We start from the raw sequence: 18104 nt of genomic DNA on the forward strand, positions 1-18104 counted from the left end.
TCGCTGATCTCTGTTCCCACCGCAGCACCGCATGGGCACAGCTGATTCGGTCCACCCTGTCCGTGCAGCCCGCAGCAGCCCACGTGATCCCCTTCAAGGTGGGGCAGCAGGTCCGGCGCATCGTCGGGATGGAGAACGATCGTGTTTCGGGGTCCTGCGGAGGTGAGGAACCCCTCTCCGTCGGGATTGGCGACAGCCGCCCTCCGGGAAATACTGCGACGCATTCGTCCGTGGGAAGAAACGGGGCGCCCCAGGGCTCGGGTTCCAGAGCGTAGAACCCCTCATTCATGGTGGCTGGGGCCCGGCGACAGCCGTCGGGGCCGATCCGTCCGTCGAACTCGGGCCTGATCAATGTTTCGGAGATCTGCACTGCCCTGGTCAGAGGCTGGGCGCAGGCGGCACACACAAAAACGATCACACGACGTTCTAGCCCGTCGAACCCACGTCTGCAAGAGACTATTGCGGCCGACTGCAGCAGTATCCTCTTCCGCAGCAGGTGGAAGCCGGCTCCGACCGTCGAGCTGCCTCTTGATCTCTTGCTGCGGTTCCCCGCGCCTCCGATACTGCCGGAGCTCCAGTCCAGGTGAGCCCGGCTGTCACGGCGTCCCGGTCCCTGATCAGGTGAAGTGCGGAGCTGGTGACCCGGGCATCTGACCAGTATCGACCGCGTCGACCCAGGCGAGGAGCCTGGCGCCGAGGGCGACCTGTGGGCATCGAGCGAGGCCATTGAGGTAGTGGTCCGGTGCCAACTGTGAGCCGCCCCTGGTGCTGTCAGCGCTCTTGCTGGGCTACCTCGTTGCGGCCGTCATAGACGACCAGGTCGTTGGCGTTAGCACGCGCACCGCCTGACCGATGAGCCGGACCGCCACCGAGTACCGGTGGGCGCGGACGGGGAACTGGCTGTAGCAATCCACCCACTCACGGGGTGAACCAGCGACTCGTCTCGAACGGCTCCTCCGGCAGCGGCTTGAACCGTGGCTGTCCGGCGCGGAAGTACTCGCCAATCGTGTGGGGGGCGGGAGTGGATCCGGCGGACCTCATCAAGGTCTCAGCCCCGTCGAAGCACGCACCATCCACGAGGTCGGTCGGGACCGCCTCCGACACGCACCAACAAGGGCATCTCTCATTCATCGACATGGCCACGTGCGTGCCTTTCGTGAAATGCGGATCGTTGAGCAGACGGTCCTATTGGCTCAAATCATTGGAGTTCTCTGGTGTGTGCGTCATCGGCCGGGCTGCCGTCCAAGGCGCGGGGCGGCTCGCGTGGCAAACCGCTGGGGCGTCGGCTGCGCAGGACGCTGATCGGCGCCTATATGCGGCTGGTGGTTCGTCAGCCGTTGTGGGACGGCCGCGCGACGCCCTTGTGCAACGGGCGGCACGGCCCTTCGGCGGGAAACGGCATGACGCTACTGCTTCTGGGAGACTCCTCTTCGGTGTCGGTGGGAGTGGCGCGGCAGCAGGAAACGGTCGGCGCCGTCCTCGCTGACGCCCTGGCTGCGGGACTCCGGCCGGCCGGTCGATGTGGAGGTCTGTGCCCGGGTCGGCGCCACGACGGCGCGTATGGCTCCACAAGTGCGGGCGGCGGTTCGCCGGGGCGGACCGGGGGTGGTGCTGATCCTCATCGGCGGCAACGATGTCTTCCTTCCCAGCAGCACCACGACGAACGCCCGGCTGCTGGGCGGGTACGTCGCACAGCTTCGGACTGCGGGATGGCACGTGGTTGTCGGTACTTGCGCTGACATCGGGGCGGCTCCGGCGCTGCGCAGGTGGAGCCGTGCGGTGGCCACGTGGCGGTCCCGGCGTCTGGCCCGCAAGCAGGCCGCCGCGGCGCTGGCGGCGGGAGCGGTGGTTGGCTCCTTGGCGGTCCCGGAATTCCGTACGGTGCAGGACGGGCTGTACTGCGAGGACGGCTTTCATCCGTCGGCCACGGGATACGCCCTCTATCTCGACCGGGTGGGAGTGGCGGTCCGTGAGGCCGCGGTGGCCTGCCGCGAGGGGCGTACGGCATGGCATGGGCCGGCCGACTTCGCCGATGCCGTCCGGGCCTCGAAGTGCGTGGTGAGCGAGCCCGGGGCGACACTGCTGCCTGTCGACGGTCCTGTGCGGGGTATTGCTCTGCGGCGGTTCCATGCTGCCGCGTCCCCTGTCCTCCCGCTTCCCCACGCGACGCGCCGTGAGCAGGAGCGGCAACGGCAGGCCGAGGCACTGTCCTCGTGAAGACGGCCGGGTCTTCCCCCGCGGTGTTGTGCTGCGGAGTAAGACCCGGGTGAGGGGCCGGACTTGGGTACCGGCCTGACCGGCTCAGTTGTGCAGGCGCCGGGTGAGGGGCACGGTCAGCCGCGTGGCGCTTGTCTCGATGCTCAGCTTTCCGCCGATGGGGTTCTCGGAGGCGTAGCGGTGGTCGACGGTGTCGAAGACGACGGCCAGCCGGTGGCCGGCCGGCAGGTCCCATGCCGTGGCCGGCAGCGCGATGGTGAAGTTCACCGGCCGGCCGACGGGATGCTCACGGAAGGAGAACGGGGCATGGGTGAGCAGCCGGGCATGCCCCAGGGCGTCGGTGTCGTAAAGGTGGGCGATGAGCGTGCCACTCGGAGCGCTTGATGTCAGGCGGCCGGTGATCCGGGGGGTGCCGCGTACGGCCTGTGGTGTGGGGAACGGTGTGCTTGTCCATACAGCGGCGGCCGGTGGGGCGAGCAGCGGCAGGAGTGTGGGTTGGGGTACGCCGAGGGTGTCGAGAAGCCCGGTGACGGGGAAGGGTCCCGACTCGGCGGCCGAGGGGGTGCCCGCGATGAGGTCCACCGTGTGTGTGCGGTGTGCGGGGGTGAGGGTGACGTTCTGGTTCGTGCGTTGAAGCGCGGACCAGCTCGGGTGGCTCTCCAGGGTGTGGGACGTGCGGGGCTGCAGGACGACGGGCGGCCCGGGCGGCCCGCTGGTGGTGCCCGCTACGTAGCGGTCGACCCACCTCACGGCGTCCTCCCACATCGTAGGGGCGCCGCCCAGTGGCTGTGTCGTGGGGTTCGTGCTGTCCCCGTGTCCTCCGGGACGCATCTGGAGTTGCCTGGGGCCTTCGAGTGCGTCGAGGAACTCACCGGTCTGGCCTGCGGGCACGAGGGGGTCGTCCCACTCGTTGACCATCAGGATGGCGGGTCTGTTCCGGTTGAGTCGTTCGAGATGGGTCTGGGGAGAGCGCTGGCGGACCCAGGCATGTGAGCGGGTGCCGCCACGGCGCAAATCGGCGAAGGCGGCGATGGTCGCCTCGTCGAAGCGGGCGTTGGCCTTCCCCAGCAGTTCTTGGAAGAGGCCGATGGTGGTGGCACGTGTACCGTTGCGCCAGTTGGCACCGACCGCGTCCGTCCAGCCACTGAGGGCGGCGACTGCCTTCACCCGGGAATCGAACGCGGCAGCGTTCAGACTCACCGTCGCGCCGTAGGACTCCGACAGCAGGCCGATTCTCGAAGGGTCGGCGTCCGTGTGCGCCAAGGTCCAGTCAATGACTCGGGACACGTCACCGACGTCCTTGGGGCCGGCCATGTCGACCATGCCGCCCGAACGCCTGAAACCTCGCGGTTCGTACCTGACGACGACGTACCCCGATTCCGCCAGCGCCGTCAGCCGCTGGACCGACGTCAGAGCATGCGTGGGAGGGGAGATCCAGGCACCCGGGATGACCACCACCGGATGCGGTCCGGACCGGGCAGGCTGGTAGACCTCCGCCGCCAGGACGGTCCTGTCGAAGCTGCGGATGCGGACGTGTTCGTGCACCGCGGTACGAGCGGGCTGCCCTCCGGGCGTGGCGGCGGTGGGCAGCAGGTGCGGTACGGCGGGGAGTACGTGCGGTACGACGGGGAGTACGTGCGGTACGACGGGGAGTACGTGCCGTTCGGCGGCCCATGCCGGGTGGGCCACCATGGGCGTAGCCGCGGTGAGGAAGGCACTGCACAGCGCCAGGCGCTGCCGCGCCTTTCGCCTGCCCGGTCCTCGCCCACCCGGTCCCGTTGTCTGGGGATGCATGGGCATGTCAGTGCACCGGGGCAGCGACAGCGGTCAGGACCTCTTCCATGAAATCCACGGCACCGACCGCACCACCTGCCGCATGAACCTCCGTCTTCATCGCGGCCACCCCGGCGGCGATGCGGGAATCCGTCGTCGCCCGCATCACCGCTTCGCGCAGAGAGGGGCCGGTCACGGTCTCCCGCGGCAGGTGCACGCCCAGGCGGAGTCGCTCGACCTGATCCGCGTTGACGCGCTGCTCGGCCATCTGGGGCACGGCAACCAGCGGCACTCCGTGGTGCAGGGCCTCCATGACGCTGCCCATGCCTCCGTGTGTGACGAAGACCGAGGCCGCGGCCAGGACGTCGAGCTGAGGAACGCTGGTGTGCACCTCGAAGTTGGCGGGCAGCGCTCCCAGCTCTTCCGGGGCCACCGCCTGGCCGACCGTCATCACCACATGCCACTGAGAGCCGGCGAAGGCTTCCACGCACGCCCTGTAGAACTCCGGACGGCGGGTGAACTGCGAGCCCAGGGAGACGTACAGAACCTTGGCGTCCGGGCTGGGCGGCAGCCAGCGTCCCTGGAAGGACCGGTCAGCCAGCGCTGGACCGACGTACCGACAGCGACCGGCCGCCACCGTCTCCGGCCGACGCTGGAAAGCGCGAGGGAGGAACGCCACCACCCGAGGCGGGGCCAGCGTCAGCTCATGGACCGAGCGCAGCCCGGCAGCACCGACCGCAGCAGCGAGTTCGGGGAAGCCGGGAATCTCCGAGATGTCCGCCAGACCGAAGAACTCCTCCACCAGGCCCTGGTAGGGAACGTGCGTCGGAGCGAGCTGCACCACCGGGACACCCCACCGCTGGGCGAGCAACGGCCCCGCCCAGGCGTACACGTCGTACAGAACAAGGTCGGGCCGCACGCAGCCGAACGCGGCAGCCAGCTCGCCCAGCGCCCCGAGATTGACCGTGATCGCCTGCCGGACGCCCTCGGACAGGTCCTCGGGCGCCTCACCCTGATCCGGCGCGGCGTAGATGACGGGCTCGGCACCGACCGCCCGCACACACGCCTCGAACTCTGCCGTCACGGCGTAACTCACCCGGTATCCCCGGGCCACGAGCTGCTCGACCACGGCCAGCGTCGGCAGCACGTGCCCATGCATGGGCACATTGAACACCGCCACATGGCGACGCGGCCCGGCAGCCGCGGGCGGCACACTCTGGGCGGGGACAGAGAAAGCGGTCACGATGACATCCCTTGCACCTGGTACCGGGGCCATGGCCTCGGCAACGATGATCAACCGCTTCCCTAACGCCGCCGCACCGCCCATGCCACCACAGCCGGGCCGAAAATCACTCCAACGGGAAATCGCTGACCTGCGGCGACTCGGGCGGGGTGGGTCGCCTCGGGCGGGGTGGGTCGCCTCGGGCGGGGTGGGTCGCCTCGGGCGGGGTGGGTCGGCGGCGCGGCTGTACGAAGCACAGGGGGCGACGCCGCCGAGCTCGGTCGGCAGCCTCAGTCGAACGGCGGCTGCTCTACCGGGCCGCCCTTGTGCGACGTGGGGATGTGGTCGCGCGCCCCGGCGGGCAGCGAGGCGGCACACGCCGATGAGCAGGCGTTCACCAGCAAGGGCAATACGTCGGTGGCCACGCGTAGGGAGATCCACATCTGGTGGAGCCCGGTCCGTGCGATCGGGAGGTCGCAGACGCTGCAGTTGTGGATGGCCGTGCTCCCCCAGCGCCGGGGGTCCAGGTCTCCCAGGTCGAGGTCCGTGACGGAGGCCCGGGAAGGCTGCAGCCGCGGAAACGGCGGTCGCACCTTGTAGTTGCCGAACAGCGCGCGGGTGCTCACCGTGCTGCGGGTCAGCTTCCGGCATCGGGTGATCTCGTAGGGGAACCAGTGCAGCCGGTAGGAGGTGTACGGCGTGAACTCCTCCAAGTTGGTCATGGCTCCGATCTCGGGCGGGATCCGGACCAGGTTGCTGCCGTAGAGGACAAGGTGCTTGACCGCGGTCAGCCGGGCGATGCTCGGCGGCAGAGTGAGGACCTGCCGCCGCTCTTCCGGGGTGAGTTCCACGAGGGGTCGAAACTCCTCACGCCCGTCGGCGGCGGCCTCATCGACCAGCTCCAGCAGACGCCGCCAGCCCGGAGCGGAGGTGTCCTGGCGCTCGCTGTGAAATCCGACCCGGGCTCGCGGATGAGGCCTGGACTGGTCGAAGCACGCGCAAACGTCCTGGCGGGACCCGCCCCCTTCCGGCACCGGATGCGATGTGTCGCCCCAGCGGTTCACATGGGGCTGCGGCTCTCTCTCGCTTGTCATGGCGCCAGGATATGAGCACTACGGCAGACCACTTGAGTGTGTGTTCGAGTGAACGCCGGGACGAGGTACGCCCCTTCCGCCTGGGCGGGCCCAGCCGCAGCGTGGCCCGCAGCCGCCCCAGCGCGACCACGGCGCCGAGTCCGGCAAGGGCGATGCCCCGTATTGGTGCCGCACTGCAGTCATGACACACGCCGAACAGCACCGGCCGCTTCTTCCGGGCGGACCTGCCACGGGTCGGACGTGACGGTCGATCTCCGTGAAGCCGGAGGCCCCGGGCGCGGCCGGTGCCCGGGCGGAGAGCGGCGACCAGACGCGTGACAACGGCGAAGCAGCGCAAGGCGAGTGACGGCCCGGTAAGTATGTCGGCCACCGTGGCCAATGGCCGGGACGGCGTCCGGCAGGCGTCCCGGCCAGCGGGTCCCGCGTGGGGCGGAGGAGGCCCCCGGAAGATGTCCGGGGGCTGCGGGCTCACCGCGGCGGCGACGAAGCGGCTCTTGCCCAGGTCGTGCTGCTGCCCAGTGCCGGGATGTCAGGGCAACGGCGTTGTCGTGGGCGGGGTCCAAGCAGTGCTTTGGGTGGGCGCGATCGTCGGCGCCTGGTTCTTGCCTTCCGCCTCTACTTCAGGGCTGCTCGCGAAGAGAAGCGTGAGCACGGTGATCACGGCCGCGCCGGCGCCGATGGCGCCCACGACGTCGCCGGGCCCGGCAGGCAGGCCGGGGTGACGAGTGCGGCTGTGCTTGTACGCGGCGTAGCCGACCAGACAACCGATCGCGAGGATCAGCAGGTGTACACCTTCGATGTGTACCGTCATTACTGGGCCCCTTGGCTCAGGGGGGCCTGCCGCCTCGACCCGCCAAGATCCCGGCGAGCAGGCCCCCTCCAGAAGACCGCGGAAGTGCGGCCTTCACTCCCTCGATGGAGTCAGGGCCCCGAGACGACAAAGAAGGCCCAACTCCCCTTAAAGGGAGTGGGCCTGGCTCGCGGGGCGACTTCAAAAACGCTGTCAGGACGCACGTGGGCCACAAATCCGTCTCACACTTTGGATGGGTGGCGTATCAGTCCATAGCAGTCCAAAAGAACGAACAAATAGGTGATAAAACGCAAAGCAGACCAGAAATGTGAGCTGAACCACAATTGCTTGCGAGATTGTGAAACGGGTTTTCTTCTCATAAGGGACCGCGGCATCCTGCACTGCGTGGGAGGCGATGGGGGGCGGCCTCATCGCACGGGTGCAGGCTCCGCTACCTGCTGTCTGCGGCAACCCACCGAGCCGTCAGCGGTCATACCGCGGGCGGAAGCGGACAGCCGGAAGCAGGCAGTCGGCCTCGTACAACAGCGGCGGACTGGACGACGTACGACCGAGTCGGCAGATCGGCGGCGGTGCGGCGCCCGGGCGCAGACGAACGGCACGGCGGCGAATGCCCGGCGCGACGGTGATGTGAGTGGGTCGCACCCGGAGGGCGCGACACTCCGGCAGTCGGACAGCGGCAGCACCCCGGCGGGGGAAGTGCCCCACCTCGGACGCCGAACTGCGCGGCAGCAGCGCCGCACGGCGCCGAAAAGGCGCACACCCACCCGCCGAGCGCGATCACCAGCGACTTGGCGACGCTTACCCGTACGCCGCCGCCGGTGTCGCGCCGACGTGGGCTACGAGCTCGGCGTGTCACGTATCGAGCCGCCTGGCTAGTGGAACGGCGCGTGCCTCGCAGCTCTGCCGGGGGGTGAGCTGGTGCGCTCAGGGCCGCCACCTCCTGTCACCGGACGCTGAGGCGACGCCGCCTGGCGCCTGACGCCCGGTGGGGGAACCGGGCTGATCCCTCAGAGCTGTCCGGCTGCCTACCGCGAGGCGAGCGTCTCGGACTGGGTCCGGCGGCCCGGGAATTGTCGAGCGGGGGCGGCCGGTCCTGCCGCGAGGACTGCCCCCAGGAAGTGCCCGGCAGCAGCCATGACGCCGTCGGGGGCACGACATGCTGCGGCCGTGCCAGGAGGGTGAGTTCCGCGTGATCCGCCGCGTGGGATCGTCGCCGTGGATCGTGTCGCATGAACCCTGTCGGAGAGGTCGAGCCGGTACCGCCGGGGAAGGAGCGCTCGGGCCGGGCGCCGGGTGCTCGCTTCCGGTGTCCGGGAGGCAATCCGCGGCGGGCCGGGCGGGTACTGTACGGGATCCTCTTCGCGTGCCGAGGCCCGCCGCATGTGGGGCGTCCATGGCCCGGAGCAGGTGAGGAAAGCGGCAGCGGTAACGCGGCGAAGGAGAGAGATGTCTCAACTGACGGGCGCGCTCATCGGGGTTTGCGGCACTGTCGTGGGTGCTTCGCTCGCGGGCCTGTTCGCGTTGGTCAAGGGCCGGCAGGAGAGCGCTGACAAGGAAAGGGATCGGCGGGAGCAACGGTTGGCTCGCCAGCACGAGATGCGACACGCGGCCTACACCAATCTGCTCTGTGCATGCCACTCGGCGGATGACAAGGTCAGAACGGCATGGGCCGCACCGATGGGGTCCGAAGGAGCGGAGCAGTCCGAGGTCGCCTGGGCAGCCGCTCGGAAAGTGAGGGAGTGCCAGGTCATCGTGGGCCTGGCCGGGCCGAGCCTGCTGGCGGACCTCACGGAGCGGTTGTGCCGGAAGTACACATCGGAGTTGCTCCTGATCGAGGCCCTGAGGCGAGAACACTCAGGTGGGGAGGGGTGCCCTGCCGATTACCAGACGGAGGCACAGCGACGGGAGACCGAGGAGCGGTGGGCTCTCCATGACCGAGTCGTCGTCGAAGGGCGAGCCGTGCTTGGGGGAGATCTCCCACCCGCCCACCAACCGCCCGTGCCGTAGCGGCCGGCTGGCCTCTCCCCTGCCCGGCCGGAGGCCGTCTCCGCGGCTGGGGAGATGAGCGTCCCGCAGCGGACGACGCTCCGTCCGGGGGTGGGATGTCCTCGCGGAGCTGCCAGTTCCAGGGCCTGGTCGCGTTGGTCGTCGTGCAGGCTCCCGCTCACCTCGAGGTGGACGGCGAGGCGACGCACGCGCCCGCCCTCGGGTTCAACATCCCGCACGACCGGACCCCCGATCCGGTGACCGGGAAGACGGCTGGGCATCGCCGTCCGCAGTCGGCGAACGGGTCGTGCGGCGGAAGGCGGCCCGGTAGGCGCTCGGGCGGTGGCCGGTGTGGCGGGCGAAGAGGGCGGCGAAGGTGCCGGGGTCCTGGTAGCCGACCGCCGCGGCGACGGAGGCGACGGTGCGGTCGGTGGTCTCCAGAAGATGGCGGGCGCGGCGGACCCGGGAGTCCTGCAGATGGGCCAGCGGGCTGCGTCCGGTCTCGTCGGCGAAGCGGCGCAGCAGCGTGCGGGTGCTGACCCGGAAGGCGTCCGCGAGCGCGGCGAGGTCGTACCGCTCGGCGAGGTTCTGGTCGAGCCGCCGCATGACCTGCTCGGAGAACTCCCGGCCGGGCTGTGGGAGGAGCCGCGGGTCGACGTACGGGGTCTGGGAGGTCCGCGCGTCGTCGACGAGCGTCACACGCGCGGTCGTACGGGCGACCCGGGCGCCACTGTGTCGGCGGATCAGGTCCAGCGCGAAGTCGTACATGGCGCTGAAGGCGGCCGTGGTCGTCACGCCCGTGTCGGTCACGACCAGGCGCTCGGGCCGCACGTCGGCGGCCGGGCAGCGCCTGGCCAGTTCACCGGCGTGCAGCCAAGAGGTGGTGGCCCGGCGCCGGTCGAGGAGGCCGGCCTCGGCGAGCAGGAAGGCGCCGACGCAGAGGGAGACGACGGCGGTGCCGGCGGCGGCCTGTGCGCGGATCGCCGCGATCTCGGGGGCGAGCCGGGCGAGCCGCGCGTCGAGGTCCGTGTCCGGCCGCAGTTCGAAGCCGGGGACCACGAGGACGTCGACCTCCCGCAGGGGACGCACGTCCAGGCTCGCGCCGCCCGAGGCGGTGACCCGGCGGCGGGGCGAGACGACCGACACCCGATAGCCGGGGGCTTCCGGTCCGGCGACATGCCCTGCCATCGTCAACAGGTCAGGGACGCCGAACACTTCGGACCCGAAGCAGTCCGGGTACGCCAGGACTCCGACCCGCAGCGCACCCGACCCGGCACCCGAGCCCGCACCGTCCTCTGCCCGACGCGTCGTCCCCGCCATCGCTCCCCCAACCCCCTGGTGTCCCGGCAACGGGTCGCCGACCACGTACCGCACGCGTCCCCCACCTGTGGCGAGATTACCCCCGGCTTCGGCGATCCCGCCCCTCACTTGGCGGGCGGGCACGGGCCACGCTGGCCCCATGAGCGACGACGATCCCATTGCCGACTTCAACCGTCTGAGCGTGGCCGTGGAGGGGGTGGAGAAGACGGTGTACGTGGCCGGGACAGGGCCCGCGGTCGTGGTGCTGCCCGAGATGCCGGGCATCAGCCCCGACGTTCTGCGGCTCGCACGCTGGGTGCGGGACGCGGGCTTCACCGCCCATGTGCCCTCACTCTTCGGGACGGACGGCGCCTTCCCCACCGTCGACGGCGGCCGGGAGGTCGTCCGCCGCGCCTGTGTCAGCGCCGAGTTCCGCGCCTTCGCCGGAGGCGGCACCAGCCCTGTGACGGTCTGGCTGCGCGGCCTGGCGCGCCAGGCGCACACCGCGTGCGGAGGACCGGGGGTGGGCGCGATCGGCCTGTGCTTCACCGGCAACTTCGCCCTCACGATGGCTCTGGAGCCGGCGGTGATCGCCCCGGTGGTCAACCACCCGTCGCTGCCGCTCGACGACCCCGGCGGTCTGGAACTCGACGCGGCGGACGCACGCGCGGTGCGCGACCGGCTCGACCGCGACGGACTCACCGTCCTCGCCTACCGTTTCGAGGGCGACCGCTGGTGCACGGGGCAGCGTTTCGCCGCGTACCGGTCGCTGCTCGGCGACGCCTTCGACGGGCGCGTCCTCCCGGACAGCGCCGCCAATACGGCCCCGCCGCCCTTCTTCGCCGAGCTGGTCGGCACCCCGCACAGCGTCGTCACCGCCCATCTCGTCGACGAGGCCGGCCACGCCACGGTCCGGGCCCGTGACGAGATCCTCGCCTTCCTCACCGACCGCCTGCACCCGCACGCGAACCGACCGCTGCCCGCCACCTGACCGGGCCCTGGTCCGCCGGACACCGCTACCTCGCCGCCCGCCCGGACCAATGCCCGACCGAACCGAACTGCCCGGCCGGCGGAGGTACCGGTGCCCTGGAGCCGGAGCGTCCGGGCGTTGTCGCACGCGCGGACGCCCCGACGCCCCGACGCCCGGCCTCAGAAGGCGTCGTCGGTGCCTCAGCCCGCCTGTGACGGGGTCTGCTTGATGTCGTCGACGATGGCCCGGTTCATGATGGCGCTGGTGTGCAGTACCGTGCCGGGCTTGATCACGGTGCCCTGCTCACGGGACTCCTTCACCTGGACGACGCGCTTGCCCAGGAAGGCGTGGGTCTTGCTGTCGAAGATCCATTCCTCACGCTGACCGCTGGCCTCGTCCAGCCGGGCCACCGCCACGCCCCGCCTGCCCGCCGCGTCCACGGCGTCCTGCACGACGACGACACCAGGGATCTTCGCGGCGGCCTTGAACAGGGCCGCGGACAGGTCCCCGGGCGGGTAGCTCTCCCCCAGAAGATCGCCGATGGTGGTGAACGCCTGCTGATCCGGGGATGTGCCCTTGCCCTCGGCCTCCTTGTAGATCCTGGCGAGCAGTTGGCCGGGGTCCGTGGTCAGCTCGGCCAGCAGGTCGTACGAGGGAGCGTTCAGGGTGGCCACCGGAGTGCGGCCCTGCTCGTCGGGGAGGCTCAGTGTCTCCCCTTCGGGGCTGTCGTTGACGGCGGGGTCGACGAGCCACCCCTTGGTGCCGTCGGGGGACTGCCAGATCTGGCGGGTGTGCAGCTCGTGGCTGGCCAGGGTGCTCTTGTCTCCTTCGGTCCTCACAAAGGTGTCGGCCATCTTGGACTCGATATAGACGTACTGGCCGGGCTTGACCACCGGGTGGGGCTTCTTGGCCGCCTCCAGCGAGAGCCGGTCGAGCAGTTGCGGCACGCCCTTCGCGGACGCGACGCCCACGGTGGTGGTCATGGCCGGTCCGGTGGCGAGGCCTCGGCCGCTCTCACCACCGGGCATCACGATGAGGGCGACGACCACACCGGCCAGGGCGGTCGCCATGGCGGGCAGGGTGATCGCCGGGCGCGGCAGCCGGAAGCTCCGTGCCCTCGCCGAGCCTGCGGTCTCCGTGTGCTGTTCCTGCTGGATGTGGGCCATCAGACGCTCCTTGTGGTACTGGTGACGGCCTGTCGGCAGGTCACGCGCCGTCCGGGCCAGCAGCTCCCGGCCGTCTTCCCCCTCGGCCGGACTCTGCCGGGACGTGCTCGCGTTCATCGGTTTCCTCCCTGCGCGGGCCGGACCACGTTTACGTGATCACCTCTTGTCTGTCGGGCCGAGCGGCTGCCTTCCCGTTTTCCGGGCACGAACTTCCGCGTACTGTCGGCGGCCGCACCGGCCGGCTCGTCCTCGGCGAGCGCGCGCAGCTTCTTGCGCGCCCGGGACAGGCGCGAGCCGACGGTGCCGACGGGGATCCCGAGGGCCTGCGCCGCGGCTTCGTAGTCCAGGCCCTCCCCCAGGCACAGCGCCACCACCTCGCGGTCCGTCCTGCGCAGTGAGGCGAGGGCGGTCAGGGCCTTGGCGAGACGACGCCGGTCGTCGACCCGTTCGGCCACGTCTTCGGCATGGTCCGGAACCGACAGCTCCGCCGCCGCGGCCGCGGTCGCCGCCGCCCGGTAGCGCCGGTTGCTCCGGTACTGGTTGCGGGCGATGTTGGTGGCGATGCCCAGCAGCCACGGCCGCAAAGAGCCGCCCTCGGGATCGGTCCGGTCACGCAGCCGCCACGCCTCCATGAAGGTCGCGGCCATCACGTCCTCCGCCGTCGACCAGTCGGCGGTCAGCCGAAAGGCATGGTTGTAGACCGCGCGGGCATAGCTGTCGAAAAGCTCCGCGAACGCGCTCGGATCCCCGGCCCGTATCCGGGCACGCATATGAGTGCTCACATCCATCAGCTGTCCGGCACCACCCGTCGGCTTCCCGTGACCTGCGCCACACCACCACTCCCCCGGCCGACACCCCGGACGACATCGGGCCGACAGCGAGCCGCAACGGCCGCGTCCGGCCCGCGGCGACCCGACTGGGCGGTTTCGTCTCGATCGGCCGACCGTCTCGATCAGCCGGCCGTTGCGGCGGGCCGTTGCAGCCGACCGTTAGTCGGACCGTGCCGTTCACTGACACGGAGTGGGTTGGACCGAGCCGCTGCGGGAAGACCGCCGGCATCCTCCTCGCCGCACTTCATGTGCGGGCGTCATCATCTGGTTCGGCGTCACGGTCGGAGGAAGCGACCTGGCTCAGGCGGACGGCGTGACGGAGGACCACACGCCGAACCACTGTTCGGCGCCGAACTCCTCGAACCGTTCCACCTCGGTGAACCCGAGCTTCGCCGCGAGGCGCAACGCACGCTCGTTGGCGGTGCGGGTGCAGACCACCACCGGCTCGGTGGGGAGTGCCTCGGCGAACCAGTCGAGTGCCGCCGCGCACGCCTCGGCGGCGTACCCGCGTCCCCACGCTTCCGGCAGGAACAGGTAACCGAGTTCGGCCTCCGCGGCATCCGGACGGACGTGCCCCGGACGCTCCGCGTCCCGCCGATCGAGCGTGACCATGCCGATCATCGCTCCGTCGAGATCGATCACGAAGAGGCCTGGACGCCGCCCGGGCACCTCGGGCACCGTGCCTTCGAGCTCATCGCGCGGCCGAGGGCCACCGATGTGGGTGCCCACCTCTGGCGATGCGAACAGCTCGATGAACGCCGCACGGTCACGGGCCTCGGACTCGCGGAGCACGAGCCGTTCGGTCCTCAACGGGGTAGGTGGCCAGGTGACGGGTCCGAGTCCGGTCATGGCGGGCAACCTATCGCACACATGTGAGAGTGATCAGAAGGCGACGACTTGACGACTTGATGCCGCGAAGCGGCGCACGGCCGCTGACGGCACGTGTACGGAGGGGCCGACCGGCCCGGGGCCGGAACACCTGCCCCGGCACTCCGGGGCAGGGCGGGCCGGTCGGTCGTACGGATCAGCCCGCGTCGGCCAGGACGTCGCGGAGGGTCTGGGCGAATTCCTCCGGGGCGCCCTGCTGCCCGTACTCGCCGCCGAGGAAGCCTCCATGGTGGCTCGGGAAGACCGTCAGGGTGGTGCCCAGCTCCCGCGCGATCTCCGCCGCCGCCCGGGCCGGGAACTCCCCCTCCGACTCCTTGCCCGCCGCTACGACCACCCGGGTCGGTGCGGCAAGGAGCGCGGCCGTGTCGGGCCGGAAGCCCGTGCAGCCGAGCATGTTCTGCCCCAGCAGGGGGTCGCCCCGCGAGCCGTCGTCCTCGGTCGGCAGTCCGAAGGCCGCCGGGTCGGGCGCCGGCTCGTCGCGCCAGTCGTCGGGGAAGAGGCCCTTGCGGCCTGCGGCGGCGATGAACTTGGCCATCGCCGGCCCCATCCCCTGCTGGAGGTAGGTGGCGTGGATGTCCCCGCAAACCCCCAGGACGGCCTCCCGGTCGGGCAGCACCTGGGCCGCCGGCGGCTCGTGGGCGACGAGTGTCGCCACCAGCTCGCCGTGCCGGGCCACCAGCGCGAGCGCGTTCACCGCGCCGCCGCTGCTCGCGAACAGGTCGACCGGGCCCGACCCGACCGCCTCGATGACCCGCCGTACGTCGTCCGCGTGCTCCTCGGGGGTTGTCCGGGTGGCCCCGTCGGTGCGCGGGCTCCGGCCCGTGCCCCGCGGGTCGTAGGTCACGACAGTGCGGTCGGCGAAGAGCGAGGCGAGCGTGCCGAACCCGGCCGCGTCCATCGGCGAGCCGATCAGCATCAGGGGACGGCCCCCGGTGCCGTCACCGTCCGGGCACCGCACGTCATAGGTGAGCGTCGCGCCCGGCGCGTCCAGGGTCCGGGTAACAGTCTCGGCCATGTCCGTCTCCTCACATAGGTGAATCCACTACACCTGCAGACCGGCCGCAGCCGCAGAACTCATCGGTCGGCGGCGAACTTTATTTTGCACTCGCCTCACGCCCCTGGGCAGGCGGTCCGCCCGGCAGGCGGTCGGCCCGCAGGCGATCCGCCCGGCCGTGTCCGCGAGCGGGTCGCGGGCCACAGCGCCCGTGACGACGCGCGGACGCGGGCGTCAGCCGTGACCGGCACGGATCCGCTGCGGTGGGCCGTGGACGAGCAGGCCGTGAAGTGTCCGCGCCCGGGGTGGCGTCAGCAGGACCGTGGCCGGTCACTGCGTCTTTCGGTGGTCGTACGACATCGTGCTCAGAGGAACCAGCAGGCCCGCGAAGAACACGAGCTGCGGCACGGAGCGCTCCGTCCACGGCACCTGGCTGATCAGCAGGGCGCACAGCATGGTCCAGGTCGCCTGCCCGAGGACGATACGGGCCCACAGGTCCTGGCGGATCACCCGCCTCAGGTTCAACTGCACCCCGCTGCGGAGCTTGCGGTAACGCCGCCAGGCTCCCACGCCCCATATGGCGCCCATGACCACCAGCAGCCACAGCCGGTTTCCCAACGGTACGGGCAGTTGCCTCAGGGCCGGGTCCTTCGCCGTGGCGAACAGGTCGATCATCAGCCCTGCCGCGACCAGGCAGGCCAGGGCCAGCCAGCGGGTACCGCGCAGGAGACGGAACGTGGCCTTGTCGAGTCCGCGGCGCAGGGCGGAGTTGTTGGGTGCGACGGCGAGCCCGTCGGCGTACAGCGTGGTCGCCCGTGCCGCGCCGGTTTCCGCGGCCTTGGCCGCCTTGGCGGTCTGCCGGGCAAGGGCGTCCGGGTGGCTGGGATCGAGTCGGAGAATGGCGCGCTCCAACTGGTCGGCGTCCTCCTCGGCACCCGAGAAGTCGGCGATCAGAAGCGCGGTTTCGTACGCCTGGACCTCCTCCGGTCCGAGCCGGATCGCCTCCCTTGCCAGGGCGGCCGCTTCCTCGGCCACGGCCGCCGGTACCTCCCCCGGCCTGACCTCCCTGTTCCCCTGAGCTCTCAGGAACTCGTACAAGCCCCTCTTGTACACGACGTCGGCGAGCATCGCGTAGCTGCCCCAGAACCGCGGATCGATGCGTATCGCCTCCCGCAGCAATTCCTCCTGCGCCCCCATGCCGCCGCCCTTCGACGACGCCCGCAGTGCCCGGGACCGCACCAAGTAGGCGTCCACATACCGCGGGTCGCTGCGGAGGGCTTCACCCGTGGCCTCGACGGCTGAGTCGGGGTCTCCCGTCTTCATGTGGCAGCGGGCCAGGGCCGTCCAGGCACGGGCGTCGTCGGCATCCTCCGCGAGCCACTCGGCCAGCAGGGCCTTCGCCTCCTCGTAACGCCCTGTCTCGTAAAGGGCGTCAGCACGCTCCAGGTCTCTGCGCACCGTCGTCACAGCACCGGCCTCATCTCTCTGTAGGTACGTCACATCGTCGTCCATCTTCTCCGGTCCGCCGCCAGGGCCGGTGGCGGCGGACCCGCAGCGGTGTGGACTGACGGCGTTCATCGCGCTGTCGCCGGCGTACGGCGCCTCGTGCTCAGTGGTGGCAGGTGACGGACACGACGTAATCGACGACGTCGGCGGCGCTGGAGCGTCTGCGGTGGGCGGCACGTTGACGATCGGCGCCGGTTCCCTCGGTACGCAGGCGCTTCCATTGGGTACGGACGAGGTCGAGGTCACCATGCTGGTGCAGGGCGGGCGCGATCATGTGAAGCAGGTGTTCGGCCAGTGCGGTCTGGGCCACCAGTCTGCCGGTGACCGGGTCGATGCCCTCTCCGGCCAGTCCGTCGCGCGCCGCGCGCCAGCACGCGGCGCGCAGCATCTCCGGGGCCGGGCGGGGGGCCGGCTCTCCGGCTTGGACGGCGGTCAGGGCGGTGGCGGTCAGGGCACGGACGACGGCGGCGAGCATGATGCTGTCGTCGGCGGTCAGGGCGGCGTCCGCGACGCGTACTTCCAGGGTGGGCAGGTGGTGGGAGGGGCGGATGTCCCAGTACAGGCCGGCGCGGTCGATGAGCGCTTCCGCCTCGAGCAGGGCGTGCACGAGTTCGTCGAAGTGGGCCTGCGACTCGAAGTAGGGCGGTGGGCCTGCTACTGGCCAGCGGCCCCAGGTGGTGGTGCGCCAGCTGGCATATCCGGTGTCCTGGCCGTTGCTGAACGGGGAGTTCGCTGTCAGCGCGGTCAGTGTCGGCAGCCAGGGCCGCAGGTGGTTGCTGATGTGGACGGCGTCGCGGGTGTCGGGCAGGCCGACGTGGACGTGACAGGCGCAGGCGCTCTGCTCGTCGTCCAGAGCGCGGAAGTGGGCGATGCTCCGCGCGTAGCGAGGACTGGGTGTTGCGGGGACGGGCGTCGCATGGCCGAACACGGGTGTGCCGGTGGAGGCCAGTTGGAGGCCCAGGCGGGAGGCGGCGTGGGCGAGAGTCGTTCTCGTCGTGCGGATCTGTTCGCCGGCTTCCCGCAGGCAGGTGTGTGGGTCGGTACGGAGTTCGACCTGATAGCGGGTCAGCTCGGTGCCCACCCGGTTCCCGAGCTTGCCGGCGGCGGCGTGCACCAGTTCCGGTCCGCGTGGACTCGGGGTGCGGGTGGCCGGATCGACCAGCAGGAGTTCTTCTTCGATGCCGACGGTGAGGGGACCCGACCCGCTGCCGGGGTCGGCGGGGAGGGGTGGCTCGTGGACGTCTGTCAGTGCCGACCGTTCATGAGGTTGACTGCTCATAGTGATGGAACTGTCTCAGACGGTGCCCGATCGGTGTAAGGGACCGTGTTCGCGGTGGCCGAAGGGTGG

General features: G+C 70.6%; 12 protein-coding genes and 1 pseudogene. 2 read left to right on the forward strand and 11 right to left on the reverse strand.

The genetic code is table 11. From position 1 onward, the window contains the following. Nucleotides 1–1467: 1467 nt before the first annotated feature. Nucleotides 1468–2217, forward strand: a pseudogene (locus tag ACZ6C1_RS04210) (GDSL-type esterase/lipase family protein); the annotation flags it as partial. Nucleotides 2218–2301: 84 nt separating this feature from the next. On the opposite strand, the gene ACZ6C1_RS04215 reads toward ACZ6C1_RS04210, so the two are convergent. The 5 genes from ACZ6C1_RS04215 to ACZ6C1_RS04235 form a co-directional block, all read right to left on the reverse strand. After that, on the reverse strand, nt 2302–4011 hold the full coding sequence (locus tag ACZ6C1_RS04215) for a S15 peptidase family protein (protein ID WP_469237479.1): 1710 nt from the start codon (nt 4009–4011) through the stop codon (nt 2302–2304). 7 nt (nt 4012–4018) lie between these two features. Then, on the reverse strand, nt 4019–5317 hold the full coding sequence (locus tag ACZ6C1_RS04220) for a macrolide family glycosyltransferase (RefSeq protein WP_469237481.1): 1299 nt from the start codon (nt 5315–5317) through the stop codon (nt 4019–4021). Nucleotides 5318–5502: 185 nt separating this feature from the next. Beyond that, on the reverse strand, nt 5503–6063 hold the full coding sequence (locus ACZ6C1_RS04225; RefSeq protein WP_469237483.1) for a leucine-rich repeat domain-containing protein: 561 nt from the start codon (nt 6061–6063) through the stop codon (nt 5503–5505). Between the two features lie 772 nt (nt 6064–6835). After that, nucleotides 6836–7117: a hypothetical protein gene (locus ACZ6C1_RS04230; protein WP_469237485.1), complete on the reverse strand. Its 282-nt coding sequence runs from the start codon at nt 7115–7117 to the stop codon at nt 6836–6838. A gap of 2211 nt (nt 7118–9328) precedes the next feature. Beyond that, on the reverse strand, nt 9329–10291 hold the full coding sequence (locus tag ACZ6C1_RS04235) for a GlxA family transcriptional regulator (RefSeq protein WP_469237487.1): 963 nt from the start codon (nt 10289–10291) through the stop codon (nt 9329–9331). Nucleotides 10292–10562: 271 nt separating this feature from the next. Between ACZ6C1_RS04235 and ACZ6C1_RS04240 the strand changes: the two genes are divergently transcribed. Continuing rightward, on the forward strand, nt 10563–11393 hold the full coding sequence (locus ACZ6C1_RS04240) for a dienelactone hydrolase family protein (RefSeq protein ID WP_469237489.1): 831 nt from the start codon (nt 10563–10565) through the stop codon (nt 11391–11393). 179 nt (nt 11394–11572) lie between these two features. Here the strand turns inward: ACZ6C1_RS04240 and ACZ6C1_RS04245 are convergent, their stop codons facing one another. The 6 genes from ACZ6C1_RS04245 to ACZ6C1_RS04270 form a co-directional block, all read right to left on the reverse strand. After that, on the reverse strand, nt 11573–12655 hold the full coding sequence (locus tag ACZ6C1_RS04245; protein WP_469237491.1) for a CU044_5270 family protein: 1083 nt from the start codon (nt 12653–12655) through the stop codon (nt 11573–11575). Next, nucleotides 12652–13308: an RNA polymerase sigma factor gene (locus tag ACZ6C1_RS04250; RefSeq protein WP_469238161.1), complete on the reverse strand. Its 657-nt coding sequence runs from the start codon at nt 13306–13308 to the stop codon at nt 12652–12654. The genes ACZ6C1_RS04245 and ACZ6C1_RS04250 overlap by 4 nt, the downstream gene beginning before the upstream one ends. Nucleotides 13309–13668: 360 nt before the next feature. Continuing rightward, a complete protein-coding gene (locus ACZ6C1_RS04255; protein ID WP_469237493.1) occupies nt 13669–14217 on the reverse strand; it encodes a GNAT family N-acetyltransferase in 549 nt (182 codons plus the stop codon). 175 nt (nt 14218–14392) lie between these two features. Next, nucleotides 14393–15271, reverse strand: coding sequence for an alpha/beta fold hydrolase (locus ACZ6C1_RS04260; protein ID WP_469237495.1), 879 nt, complete (start codon nt 15269–15271; stop codon nt 14393–14395). A gap of 309 nt (nt 15272–15580) precedes the next feature. Next, entirely contained in the window at nt 15581–16717 is a 1137-nt protein-coding gene (locus ACZ6C1_RS04265) for a tetratricopeptide repeat protein (RefSeq protein WP_469237497.1), read from the reverse strand. Nucleotides 16718–16859: 142 nt separating this feature from the next. After that, entirely contained in the window at nt 16860–18035 is a 1176-nt protein-coding gene (locus tag ACZ6C1_RS04270; RefSeq protein ID WP_469237499.1) for a carboxylate-amine ligase, read from the reverse strand. Between the last annotated feature and the right edge of the window lie 69 nt (nt 18036–18104).

Source organism: Streptomyces sp. NPDC041796, assembly GCF_055590785.1.